This is a genomic window from Streptomyces sp. NPDC059852, from assembly GCF_042731455.1.
GTDB lineage: Bacteria > Actinomycetota > Actinomycetes > Streptomycetales > Streptomycetaceae > Streptomyces.
On sequence record NZ_JBHWJK010000037.1, the window covers coordinates 1 to 11,331 of the forward strand.

Annotated in this window: 12 protein-coding genes and 1 riboswitch; of the genes, 5 read left to right on the plus strand and 7 right to left on the minus strand. The window is 74.1% G+C overall.

The window, feature by feature from the left end:
- Positions 1-433 precede the first annotated feature (433 nt).
- Both ACFV46_RS31345 and ACFV46_RS31350 read left to right on the plus strand, forming a co-directional pair.
- Positions 434-1,051, plus strand: coding sequence for a DUF4126 domain-containing protein (locus ACFV46_RS31345; RefSeq protein WP_376729532.1), 618 nt, complete (start codon positions 434-436; stop codon positions 1,049-1,051).
- Between the two features lie 55 nt (positions 1,052-1,106).
- Positions 1,107-2,609, plus strand: a complete 1,503-nt coding sequence (locus ACFV46_RS31350; protein WP_385500741.1) for a phytoene desaturase family protein — start codon at positions 1,107-1,109, stop codon at positions 2,607-2,609.
- Between the two features lie 19 nt (positions 2,610-2,628).
- On the opposite strand, the gene ACFV46_RS31355 is transcribed toward ACFV46_RS31350, so the two are convergent.
- The 7 genes from ACFV46_RS31355 to ACFV46_RS31385 all read right to left on the minus strand — a co-directional run bounded on the left by ACFV46_RS31355 (position 2,629) and on the right by ACFV46_RS31385 (position 8,963).
- Complete coding sequence (locus ACFV46_RS31355) at positions 2,629-3,582, minus strand: hypothetical protein (protein ID WP_376729530.1); 954 nt, start codon at positions 3,580-3,582, stop codon at positions 2,629-2,631.
- Between the two features lie 57 nt (positions 3,583-3,639).
- Entirely contained in the window at positions 3,640-4,563 is a 924-nt protein-coding gene (gene metF / locus ACFV46_RS31360; protein WP_376729529.1) for a methylenetetrahydrofolate reductase [NAD(P)H], read from the minus strand.
- A 180-nt stretch (positions 4,564-4,743) separates the two neighbouring features.
- A complete protein-coding gene (thiE, locus tag ACFV46_RS31365; protein ID WP_385500743.1) occupies positions 4,744-5,391 on the minus strand; it encodes a thiamine phosphate synthase in 648 nt (215 codons plus the stop codon).
- Positions 5,392-5,608: 217 nt separating this feature from the next.
- The gene (locus ACFV46_RS31370; protein WP_073936587.1) at positions 5,609-5,974 is read right to left on the minus strand and encodes an Rv2175c family DNA-binding protein; all 366 of its coding nucleotides are present in this window, start codon (positions 5,972-5,974) and stop codon (positions 5,609-5,611) included.
- 76 nt (positions 5,975-6,050) lie between these two features.
- Positions 6,051-7,235, minus strand: coding sequence for an FAD-dependent oxidoreductase (locus ACFV46_RS31375; RefSeq protein WP_361935144.1), 1,185 nt, complete (start codon positions 7,233-7,235; stop codon positions 6,051-6,053).
- A gap of 56 nt (positions 7,236-7,291) precedes the next feature.
- Positions 7,292-8,494, minus strand: a complete 1,203-nt coding sequence (locus ACFV46_RS31380; protein ID WP_385500744.1) for a hypothetical protein — start codon at positions 8,492-8,494, stop codon at positions 7,292-7,294.
- Between the two features lie 124 nt (positions 8,495-8,618).
- Entirely contained in the window at positions 8,619-8,963 is a 345-nt protein-coding gene (locus ACFV46_RS31385) for a hypothetical protein (RefSeq protein ID WP_361935047.1), read from the minus strand.
- 51 nt (positions 8,964-9,014) lie between these two features.
- Positions 9,015-9,126, plus strand: a riboswitch (TPP riboswitch).
- Here ACFV46_RS31385 and thiO point away from each other — a divergent pair.
- From thiO to ACFV46_RS31400, 3 genes are all read left to right on the plus strand, one after another.
- Positions 9,124-10,284 carry a glycine oxidase ThiO gene (thiO, locus tag ACFV46_RS31390; RefSeq protein WP_385500745.1) on the plus strand — a complete coding sequence of 387 codons (1,161 nt, stop codon included), beginning with the start codon at positions 9,124-9,126 and terminating at the stop codon, positions 10,282-10,284. (Overlaps the previous riboswitch by 3 nt.)
- Positions 10,281-10,481 carry a sulfur carrier protein ThiS gene (gene thiS, locus ACFV46_RS31395; protein ID WP_062674901.1) on the plus strand — a complete coding sequence of 67 codons (201 nt, stop codon included), beginning with the start codon at positions 10,281-10,283 and terminating at the stop codon, positions 10,479-10,481. The genes thiO and thiS overlap by 4 nt, the downstream gene beginning before the upstream one ends.
- A 3-nt stretch (positions 10,482-10,484) precedes the next feature.
- Positions 10,485-11,279: a thiazole synthase gene (locus tag ACFV46_RS31400; RefSeq protein WP_361935054.1), complete on the plus strand. Its 795-nt coding sequence runs from the start codon at positions 10,485-10,487 to the stop codon at positions 11,277-11,279.
- Positions 11,280-11,331 lie beyond the last annotated feature (52 nt).

An 11,331-nucleotide genomic window follows, 5' to 3' on the forward strand; every position in this document is an offset into this window, starting at 1 on the left:
TCTCCTTATCTTTGTTTTTGTGGGTGTTGGTGGGGTTTTTTTTTTTAATCCCCGCCCCCACCCCCCACCGCCGGCGGGGGCGGGCGGGGCCGGCCGCGCCCCCCGGGCCCCCCCCCCGCCCCCCCCGCCTCCTCGTGCACCCCCGTACTCCCCCCGTTCCCCCCTGGACCCCCGTTCGGTCCGTCCCCCGGGTCCCCCGGTCTCGCTCCCGCCGACGCCGGGCCGGCGGAAGGAGCGGATCCGGGGCAGCTCCGTTCCGGCGCCCCGTGTCGCCGGTGCCGGAGCCGATCCCCTTCTCCGTGCCTCCACTCTCCCGTCCGGGCAGGTCGCGCCCCATCCGCGCGCGTACTCATCTCGCCGCCTAGGTACGGGTACTCAGAGCTGTGCGTCCGGCCCCATGACCTGCCGTCGCCGACTGGCTACGATCCCCTGCGTGTCCATACTCCCCCTGGTGTTCACGAGCGGCTGGGCCAGCGGCGTCAACGCGTACGCGGTGGTGCTGCTCCTCGGCATATTCGGCGCGACCGGACTGAGCGACGACGTCCCCGACGCCCTGCAGCGGCCGGACGTCCTGATCGCGGCCGGTGTGCTCTTCCTGTGCGAGGCCGTCGCCGACAAGATCCCGTACGTGGACTCGGCCTGGGACACGGCCCACACCGTGATCCGCCCGGTGTCCGGCGCGGTCGTCGCCGCGCTGCTCGCCGGAGAGAGCGGATCGGTGCCGGAGCTCGCGGCAGGCGCGCTCGGCGGTTCCACGGCCCTGGTCAGCCATCTGGTCAAGGCCGGGACGCGGATGGCGGTCAACAGCTCCCCGGAGCCCTTCAGCAACATCGTGGTGAGCCTCGCCGAGGACCTCGGGGTGGCCGCGCTCATCACCTTCGCGATCTTCCACCCCGTCGCGGCCGCCGTCATCGCGGGCGCCCTGCTGCTGGCCGGGGTGCTGCTGCTGTCCTTCCTGGTCTCGCGCATCCGCCGCTTCCTGCGGCGCCGGGCCGAGCGGCGTGCCGAGAAGCGGCTCGCCCGCCCCGCGGTGCCCCAGCGCCCCGGCTGAGCTGCGACGGAGCCCGGCGGTCCGGTTGTCGGCGGCGGCCGATAAGGTCCCCTCCATGGCACGGATTGCGGTGATCGGCGCCGGGATGGGCGCCCTGGCGGCGGCGGCCCGGCTGGCCGTCGCGGGCCACCGGGTGACGGTGTACGAGCGGACGGAGACGTACGGCGGAGCGGTGCGCCGCCTCGAGCGCGACGGCTTCGCCTTCGACACGGGCCCCGGCCTGCTCCCACTGCCCGCCGTGTACCGCGACCTGTTCGTGAAGACCGGCAAGGAGCCCCTGGAGGAGTGCGTCGACCTCGTCCAGGTCGATCCCTCCGCGCGGCACCTCTTCGCGGACGGCTCCGGGGCCGCGCTGCCGAACGCCTCACGCGCGGGCGTCGTCTCGGCGTTGGACGAGGCTCTGGGCGCCGGGGCCGGGCGCCGCTGGGGCGACTTCCTGGTCCGTGCCCGCGAGACCTGGGACCGCACGCGCAGACCGCTGCTGGAGGAGCCCCTGTGGCCCGACTGGCAGGTCCTGGCCGGGCGTGAGCCCTACCCGTCGGTGCCCCACAAGCGGCTGCTGCGCACCCGCCGCGCCGGGACCCTCGCCGAGGTCGGCGCCTGGGAGCTGCGCGACCCCCGGCTGACCGCCCTCCTGGAGAGCCACGCGCTCGCGTACGGCCTCGATCCCCGCGAGGCCCCGGCGAACGCGGCGGTGCTGCCGTACATGGAGCACGCCTTCGGCACCTGGTATGTGCGCGGTGGCATGCGGGAGTTGGCGCGGGCCGTGTACGAGCGGTGCGTGGCCCGCCGGGTCGCGTTCCACTTCGGTGCGGAGGTCGCGGCGGTCGTGGAGCGGGACGGCCGGGTGTCGGGGCTGGAGCTGGCCGACGGGACGGCGGTGGAGGCCGACGTCGTGGTGAGTGGTGTCGCGCCCGGCGCGCTGGACCGGCTCGTGCGGGGCACGGCGGTGCGCGGCGAGGGCGAGGTCCCGCCGCGGCGCGGCGCCCCGAGCCGGCTGACGGTGCTGCTGGCCCTGCGGGGCGGCCGGCCGGACGGCACGGCGCATCGCACGGTGGTGCACGCCGAGGACCGGGACGCGGAGCTGGACGCCCTGTTCGGGCCCGCCGCGGGCATGGCGGCGCGCCCGACGGTCACGGTGCTGCGGCCCGACGACCCGGCGCTGGTCCCGGACGCCGGTCATGAGGCGGTCACGCTCGTGGCGACGGTACCGGCCGGCGGCGCTTCCGCCGAGGAGACGGCCCGGCGGGCGGACGACCTGGTGACGGTCGCCGAGCGGGCGGTACCGGATCTGCGGGAGCGCCTGCTGTGGCGCGAGGTCCTGACCCCGGCCGACGTCGCGGAGGCGACGGGCGCGGAGGGTGGCGCCGTCCCGGCCCCGGCGCTGGCCGCGGCGGACGGGCGGATGCTGCACGCGTCCAACAGCACGGCGCTGGCAGGGTTGTTCACGGTCGGCGGCTGGTCGCACCCCGGCGGCGGGCTCCCGCACGCGGGCATGTCCGGCGCGCTGGTGGCCGGGCTGATCGTGGAGGGACCGGAGTTCCGGGGCTCGCAGTGAGCCCCGGCGGGCGGACCCGTCAGAAACGGTACTGCTCGTCGTAACCGGGGCCCTGCTGCTGCCCGTTGCCCTGGTAGGGGTACTGCTGATGCTCGGGCGGGAGCTCGGCGCCGTACTCGTCGGTGCGCTGCTGCGGGACCCAGACTCCGCCGGGCGGGGTGCCCTCGGGGTAGGTGCCGGTGGCGTACGGGTCCTGTCCGTAGGACTGCTGGCCGTACTGCTGCTGCCCGTAGGCGTCGTAGGAGGCGCCGCCGTAGGTCTGCGTGCCGATGTACGGGTCGGAGTAGGCGGCGTACTGCTGCTGGCCGTTCGCGTCGTAGCCGTACTGCTGCTGGTCGTACCCGCTGTAGCCGTCGTACCCGTAGCTCTGGTCGGCGGTGGCGTACTGCTCCTGGGACTGGCCCGCGTCGGCGTAGCCCTGCTGCTGGGCGGCCGCGTAGGCGGCGTCGCTGTAGACGCCGTAGGAGCCGGTGTCCTCGGGCAGGGGCTGCGGCTCGTAGACGGCGGTCGACTCGGCGGCCGTGTCCCGGCCGCGCGCGGGCGTGAAGACGTCGTCGCGGTCGTAGTCGTCGGTGCCGTAACCGGCGCGGTCGCGGCCGTAGTCGGCGCCGTCGTCCGCGTAGCCGTCGCCGGCCTCCAGGTCGGAGACCTCGAGGGTCGGCTCCTGCCGCTCGTCGGGCTCGTCGCGGCGGCGCTTGGAGCCCAGCGGGCCGAGAGCCGGCGCGGAGACCGCCCAGCCGGCGGAGAAGCCGCGGCGGAACGACAGCGTGACGTAGGTCTGCCCGATGGCGAAGGCCGAGGCGCCCACTCCGATGATGACCACGGATCGTGTGAGCACGCCGAGGACGACGCCGAGGAAGCCGACGAAGGCGACCAGCCGCCAGCGCAGCCGCGCCTTGTACTGCAGCAGCACCTCGCCCAGCAGCCACAGCGCGACGACGCCGAACGCGATGTAGAGGACCGTCAAGCCCATGTACGCCCCTCTCCCAGTGGCCGCCTACGCAGTGTGACGTATATCAGGACGACCGGTCTAGGCCTGCGGTGGGTGGTGCAGGCCCAGGTTCTCGTGGATTTCCAGTGTCGCCGTGGAGTTGTTGAGCGTGATGAAGTGCAGTCCGGGCACTCCCTCGGCCAGAAGCCGTGCGCAGAACTCGGTGGCGAACTCGATACCGAGGGAGCGTACCGCCGCGGGATCGTCCTTCGCTGTGAGGATCCGCTCTCTCAGGGCGTCCGGGAACGCCGCGTTGGTGAGGGAGGGGATCCGTTCGAGCGTCCGGACGGAGGCGATGGGCATGATCTCCGGGATGATCGGGGTGTCGCAGCCGGCGGCGGCGACCCGGTCGCGCAGCCGCAGATAGTCCTCCGGATCGAAGAACATCTGCGTGATCGCGTAGTCCGCGCCCGCACGGCACTTGTCCACAAAGTGCCGGACGTCGGTCTCCGGGTCGGCGGAGCGCGGGTGCATCGCCGGGAAGGCGGCGACACCGACGCAGAAGTCCCCCGACGCCTTGATCAGTTCGACGAGTTCGGCGGCGTAGGTGAGGCCGCGCGGGTGCGGCACCCAGTCGCCCAGCGGGTCACCGGGCGGGTCGCCGCGCAGGGCCAGCATGTTGCGGATCCCGGCGTCGGCGTACTGCCCGATGATGTTCCGCAGGTCGGCCACCGAGTGGTCGACGGCGGTGAGGTGGGCGATCGGGGTGAGCGTGGTGTCGGAGGCGATGGCCTCGGTCGCCTTGACGGTGCCGGCGCGCGTGGAGCCCCCGGCGCCGTACGTCACCGAGACGAAGTCGGGCCGGACGGCCTCGACCCTGCGCAGCGCGTTCCACAGGTTCCGCTCGCCCTTCGGGGTCTTGGGGGCGTAGAACTCGAAGGAATACGTCGTCTTGCCGGTCGCGAGCATCTCGCGCACGGTACGAGCGTGGTCCGACCTGATGGATGCGGTGCCGAGGGCCATACTCGCAGGTTAACCAGGGGTACCCGGTCCCCCAACCGGACGCCGGACATTTGCCCGATTTGTCGGCCCCGTGTCCACCCCTTGGACAGATCGGGGCCGAAAAGCGCCCCGCACCCTCCTTCAAGATCACCGAACGCCCACCATCCGAGACGGCTCGGCACGGAGGATGAGACGGCCGGTTCAGTCCTGCCGCAGCCGCTTCGCGAACTCGGCGGCGGCGGCACCGGGGTCGTCCGCCTCCGTGAGGGCCCGGACGACGACGACCCGGCGGGCTCCGGCCTCCAGCACCTGGTCGAGATTGCCGAGGTCGATGCCGCCGATGGCGAACCAGGGGCGCTCGGTGCCGAGGGCGGCGGTGTGGCGGACCAGGCCGAGACCCGGGGCGGGCCGGCCGGGCTTGGTCGGGGTGGGCCAGCAGGGGCCGGTGCAGAAGTAGTCGACGCCCTCCTGGACGGCCGCCGCGCCGGCCTCCTCCTCGCTGTGCGTGGAGCGGCCGATCAGGACGTCGGGGCCGAGGATCGCCCGGGCGGCCGGGACGGGCAGGTCACCCTGCCCGAGGTGCAGGACGTCGGCGCCGGCGGCATGGGCCACGTCCGCCCGGTCGTTGACCGCGAGGAGCTTGCCGTGCCGGGCGCACGCGTCGGCGAGGACGCGCAGGTGCTCCAGCTCCTCGGCGGCCTCCATGCCCTTGTCGCGCAGCTGCACGATGTCGACACCACCGGCGAGCACGGCGTCCAGGAACTCCGCGAGGTCGCCCTGGCGCCTGCGGGCGTCGATGCACAGATACAGCCGGGCGTCGGCGAGTCGCGCGCGGGCGGTGTCGGACATGCAAAGCCCCCTGGGGTCGGTGGTGCCGGGTGCCGGGCGGGTGCCGGACGCCTGGCACGGTACCTGGGAGCAGCCGCCCGGGTCCGGCGGAGGGCACGGGTGCACCGCGGGGCGCGCGATGCGGATGCCGCGCCCCGGGCGTAGTCCTGCCGCCGCTGTCCCGGGCCGCGTGTCGTCCGCGGCCCGGGACCGGCCGGACAGGCCGGGTGCGGACGGGTCAGACGGCGAGCGCCTGGGCGCGGCGCTTCACCTCCGTGCCGCGGTTCTCGCTGAGGGCCTGCGCGGGCGTGCCGGGCAGGGAGGGGTCCGGAGTGAAGAGCCACTCCAGCATCTCTTCGTCGGTGAAGCCGTCGTCCCGCAGGAGCGTCAGGGTCCCGGTCAGGCCCTTGACGACCTTGTCCCCGTCGATGAAGGCGGCGGGGACGTGCAGCGCGCGGTTCTCACCCCGGCGTACGGCGATGAGCTGGCCCTCCTTGACCAGCTGCCGGACGCGGGTCACCTCGACGCCGAGCATCTCGGCGATGTCGGGAAGGGTGAGCCAGGCGGGGACGAGAGCATCGATCTTTGCGTCAATCTCGGTCACGGGAACAAGCCTGCCATCTGGCACCGACAGTCGGAAGTCAGGCCGGTCCGGCCGGGCGCGGCCGCCTCCCGGAGCGTCACGCCGTCGCCGCCTTCAGGGGCCGCGCGGGGTCCGCCAGCAGCGAGGCGTCCATCGGCGTGCCCGCCTCGATCAGCCGCCGTCCCTGGGCGAGGTCCCGGGGCCGGCCCACCGCCAGCAGGGCGGCCAGCCGTCCCTCCCGCAGCCAGCACACCGACCAGGCCGGGCCCGCCGGGTCGCCGCGCCACAGCAGCGTGTCGGCGCCCGGGTGGTGCCCGGCGTACTGCACGAACCGGCCGAACTGCTCGGACCAGAAGTAGGGCACGGGGTCGTAGCGCGCGGTGGTCTCGCCGAGGATGTCGGCGGCGACCGTGCGCGGCCCCTGGAGGGCGTTGTCCCAGTGGTGGACCAGTAGCCGCTCGCCGTAGCGCCCGGAGGGGAAGGAGGCGCAGTCGCCGACCGCGTACACGTCCGGCACCGAGGTGCGCAGCCGGTCGTCGGCCAGCACCTCGCCGTGCGCGCCGAGCGCGATGTCCGAGCCGGTGAGCCAGGTGGTGGCGGGCCGGGCCCCGATGCCGACGACGACGGCGCCGGCGGGCACGCGCGTGCCGTCGTCCAGGACGACGGCACCGGACTCGACGCGCTCCACGCGCGTGCCGGTGCGCAGCACGGCCCCGCTGTCCGCGTACCAGGCGGCCATCGGCGCCGCGACCTCGGCGGGCAGGGCGCCCGCGAGCGGCCGTTCGGCGGCTTCCACGACGGTCACCGCGCAGCCGGCCTCCCGGGCGGCGGTGGTGAACTCGGCGCCGATCCAGCCCGCGCCGACGACCACGACGTCGTGCTGCCGGGCGAGCACCGGGCGCAGCCGTGCGGCGTCGTCCAGGGTGCGCAGCAGGTGCACGCCGGGGACGCCCTCGGTGCCGGGCAGCCGCAGTGGTTCGGCACCCGTGGCGAGGACCAGCACGTCGTACGGCACGGGCCCGGTCTCGGTGTCCAGGACGCGGTCGGCGGTGCGCACGCCCAGCACCTCGCGGCCGAGGCGGAGTTCGACGCCGAGCGCCTCGAAGTCGACGTCGAAGGCGGAGCCCTCGGCCGTGCCGAGCAGCACGGCCTTGGACAGGGGCGGGCGGTCGTACGGCTGGTGGGGCTCGGCGCCGATCAGGGTGATCGTCCCGGCGAAGCCCTTCTCCCGCAGGGCGACCGCCGTCTGCACACCGGCCATGCCGGCGCCGGCGACGACCACGGACCGCTGCGACTGGGTGGTTGGCTCGCTCACCCGATCACCATAGACACTCGTCGTCAGCTCGAGTTCCGGCCCCGGCCGCGTCGCGCGACGAGGAGCGTGCCCGCCCCCGCGACCACCGCCGCGGCCGCCACGCCCGTGATCGGCAGCGTCGAGGAGCCGGTGTCCGCCAGTTCGCCGCCGTCCGTCGCCCCGGCGCCACCGGTCGACGACGATCCGCCGGCCGAGCCGCCCGTAGAGCCGCCTGCCGACCCGCCTGTCGAGCCGCCCGTCGAGCCCGTCGACCCCCCGCCCGTCACGTCCAGCGTGATGTCGGCCTTGTCGTTGGCCTGGTCGGGGTCGAACGAGCGGGGTTCGGGGCTCAGCGCGATCGAGCCCTTGGCGCCGGCGATCCGCTTGTCGATCTTCAGCTTGAAGGTGTACTCCATCCGGGCGTCCTCAGCCATGTTCAGACCGAGGTGCGCCGGGCAGTTGTACGTCCCGCCCTTGTCGTGGCAGTAGTAGTCGCGCTTGACGACCGACGTTCCGGCGGGAAGCTTGATCAGGATGTGGACGCCCGGCACCCCGCCCTCCTCCAGGAGCCAGGCGGGCCCGGCGTTGGCGAACCCCACCTTCATCGTCACCGTGTCGCCGACCCTCCCGCTCAACGCGGCACCCGTCACCTGGTAGTCGGCCGTGTTGACGGTGCTGACCGGCACGTAGACGTACTTCGCGGAACCCTCGCCCCCGGCCGGTCCCTCGACCAGTCCCACCGCCGGGGCGGTCCCCTGCACCGACGGCTCTCCGTTCTCGTCGTCCGACGGGGCGGTCCCGTACCCGACGCGCAGCCGCAGCCTGTCGTTGTACGCGCGGTCCAGTGCCTCGACCCGGAGAGGCTTCTCGGGCGTGAGGACGACGCCCGGCTCCACCGGCTGGTCGTACGCGCACGTCGCGGTCCAGTACTCGGGCATCTCGTCGTAGGACCTGACGTGCTGCACACGGCAGTTGGAAGGGACGTCCACGAGGTCGAGCCCCCGGGTGACGGAGTAGGAGACCCACGCCTTCTCGGCGGTCACGGTGCCCTTGTTCGTCACGGTGACCGGGACGTCGAACGTGCTCCCCGGTCGCAGCCCGTGGACCGGCTCGACGCCTCCGAGGACCAGGTCGGGTCCGGCCTCCTCAGCGAAGGCGGCGGGAGCCGCGGCCAGCACGATCAGGCCGGCGGCGCCGAGGGCGGCGGCGGCACGGGAGGCGCGGCGGTTGTGCGGGGGTATCGGCATGGAGACATCCTCTGCTGGGACGCGGGAGACGGACGGCGCCTTCCGGGGGAACGGCCCTTCTCCCGCTAGACCCTCACCGATCTCCAACGGTTGTACGTCCGGATCCTTCTCCGCCGTACCGTCGTCAGGACGCGGGCACCTGCTCGACCACACTGGTGCCGCTGCCCGCCTGCGACTCCCACTCCCACGTCTCGGTCAGGCGCACGCGCCCGTCGGGGAGTTCGCCCACCGTGGACACGCAGTGGCCCGAGGAGGTCGTGCCGTCCCGCTTGAGCTGCACGTACCGGAAGTCCAGCCGGTCGCCGTCGCGGGTGCCGACGAGGTGCCCGCGCACCACGTCGCCGCCGTCGTACTCGGCCCAGACCACGCCGTCCCGCTCGTGGTACGTGAAGCGGGTGCGCGTGCCGACCTGCCCCGGCGCCTGGTCGGCGACGGGGGCGAGGACGAGACCGTCGAGCGAGCGGGCCATGCGGGAGGCTCCCTTACCGATACCTGGGGCTGCGGGCTAGGGTGGCCACCGTAGAGCACTCGCGGGAGCCCGGACGCACCGGGCTGAGAGGGAGGCTGGCGGCCTCCGACCGTACGAACCTGATCCGGGTCATGCCGGCGAAGGGAGGGGCTGGACGCCCATGTCCTCACGTACGTCAGACGTCCTCGTCGTCGGGGGCGGGATCATCGGCCTGGTCACGGCGTGGCGGGCCGCGCAACGCGGGTTCGCCACGGCCGTGGTGGACCCGGAGCCGGGCGGCGGGGCCGCCCAGGTGGCGGCCGGGATGCTGGCCGCCGTCACCGAACTCCACTACGGGGAACAGACCCTGCTGGGGCTCACCCTCGAATCGGCCCACCGCTACCCGGACTTCGCGGCCGAGCTCGGCGACTCCACCGGGCACACCCTCGGCTACCGCCGCTGCGGCACGCTCGCCGTCGCCCTCGACGCGGACGACCGTGCCCACCTGCGCGAACTGCACGCCCTGCAGACCCGTTCGGGGCTGGACTCCACATGGCTGACCGGCCGGGAGTGCCGGCGCCTGGAGCCGATGCTCGCGCCCGGCGTGCGCGGCGGGCTGCGGGTGGACGGCGACCACCAGATCGACCCCCGGCGGCTGGCCGGGGCGCTGCTGGAGGCGTGCGAGCGCGCCGGTGTGACCTTCCACCGGGCCTGGGCCGAGCGTCTGGACGTCACGGCGGACCGGGCGACGGGGGTCACCACCACGGACGGCACGGCGCTGCGCGCGGACCGGGTGGTCCTCGCCGCGGGCAGCCTGAGCGGCCGGCTCGCGGGCGTCCCCGACGACGTACGGCCGCCCGTGCGGCCCGTGAAGGGGCAGGTGCTGCGGCTGACCGTGCCGCGGGGCCTCGCGCCGTTCCTGAGCCGTACCGTGCGCGCGATGGTGCGGGGCAGCCAGGTGTACCTGGTGCCACGCGAGAGCGGGGAGCTGGTCGTCGGGGCGACGAGCGAGGAACTGGGCTGGGACACCACGGTGACCGCGGGCGGCGTGTACGAGCTGCTGCGGGACGCCCACGAGCTGGTGCCCGGCATCACCGAGCTGCCGCTGACGGAGACCCGGGCGGGTCTGCGCCCCGCCTCCCCCGACAACGCGCCGCTGCTCGGCCCGACCGCCCTCGACGGGCTGCTGCTCGCCACCGGTCACCACCGCAACGGTGTGCTGCTCGCGCCGGTCACCGGGGACGTCCTCGCGCACGTCCTGACCACCGGTGAACTGCCGGACGTGGCCCGTGACTTCACACCGCTGCGGTTCGCCACCGTCCCCCAGGAGCAACCGGCATGAACATCTCGCTCAACGGGGAGCGGCGCCGCGTCGCCCCCGGCACGGCGCTCGACGCCGCCGTCCGGCTGCTCACTGCGGCGCCCTCAGGGGTGGCCGCCGCCCTCAACGAGACCGTCGTCCCGCGCGCGCAGTGGCCGTCGACGCCGCTGCGCGAGGGCGACCGCGTCGAGGTCCTGACCGCCGTGCAAGGAGGCTGACCCATGGCCGACGACCCCCTCGTCCTCGGGGACCTGTCCCTCACCTCCCGGCTGATCATGGGCACGGGCGGGGCGCCCAGCCTGGACGTGCTGGAGCGGGCCCTGGTGGCGTCCGGGACGGAGCTGACGACCGTCGCGATGCGGCGGGTGGACCCCTCGGTGCACGGCTCGGTCCTCTCCGTCCTGGACCGGCTCGGCATCCGGGTGCTGCCGAACACCGCGGGGTGCTTCACCGCGGGCGAGGCGGTGCTGACGGCCCGCCTCGCGCGCGAGGCGCTCGGCACGGACCTGGTCAAGCTGGAGGTCATCGCCGACGAGCGGACGCTGCTGCCGGACCCGGTCGAGCTGCTGGACGCGGCGGAGACGCTGGTGGACGACGGGTTCACGGTGCTGCCGTACACCAACGACGATCCGGTGCTGGCGCGGAGGCTGGAGGACGCCGGGTGCGCGGCGATCATGCCGCTGGGCTCGCCCATCGGCTCCGGACTGGGCATCCGCAATCCGCACAACTTCCAGCTGATCGTGGAGCACGCGCGCGTGCCGGTGATCCTGGACGCGGGGGCCGGGACGGCCTCGGACGCGGCGTTCGCGATGGAGCTGGGCTGCGCCGGTGTGATGCTCGCCTCGGCCGTGACGCGGGCCCAGGAGCCGGTGCTGATGGCCGACGCGATGCGGCACGCGGTGGAGGCGGGCCGGCTGGCCCGCCGGGCGGGCCGGATCCCCCGGAGACACTTCGCCGAGGCGTCCTCCCCGGTGGACGGCCTGGCACGGCTGGATCCGGAACGGCCGGCCTTCTGAACGTATGTTCGATCAAGGCATCCGGAGGCTGAGCCGTCCGTCACAGGACGGT

Excerpts from the sequence above, each read along its gene's own strand:
- ACFV46_RS31350 (WP_385500741.1), top strand. The coding sequence starts at position 1,107 with ATGGCACGGATTGCGGTGATCGGCGCCGGGATGGGCGCCCTGGCGGCG.
- thiE (WP_385500743.1), bottom strand. The coding sequence starts at position 5,391 with ATGTCCGACACCGCCCGCGCGCGACTCGCCGACGCCCGGCTGTATCTG.
- thiS (WP_062674901.1), top strand. The coding sequence starts at position 10,281 with ATGAACATCTCGCTCAACGGGGAGCGGCGCCGCGTCGCCCCCGGCACG.
- thiO (WP_385500745.1), top strand. The coding sequence starts at position 9,124 with ATGTCCTCACGTACGTCAGACGTCCTCGTCGTCGGGGGCGGGATCATC.
- ACFV46_RS31385 (WP_361935047.1), bottom strand. The coding sequence starts at position 8,963 with ATGGCCCGCTCGCTCGACGGTCTCGTCCTCGCCCCCGTCGCCGACCAG.
- ACFV46_RS31380 (WP_385500744.1), bottom strand. The coding sequence starts at position 8,494 with ATGCCGATACCCCCGCACAACCGCCGCGCCTCCCGTGCCGCCGCCGCC.
- ACFV46_RS31355 (WP_376729530.1), bottom strand. The coding sequence starts at position 3,582 with ATGGGCTTGACGGTCCTCTACATCGCGTTCGGCGTCGTCGCGCTGTGG.
- metF (WP_376729529.1), bottom strand. The coding sequence starts at position 4,563 with ATGGCCCTCGGCACCGCATCCATCAGGTCGGACCACGCTCGTACCGTG.
- ACFV46_RS31400 (WP_361935054.1), top strand. The coding sequence starts at position 10,485 with ATGGCCGACGACCCCCTCGTCCTCGGGGACCTGTCCCTCACCTCCCGG.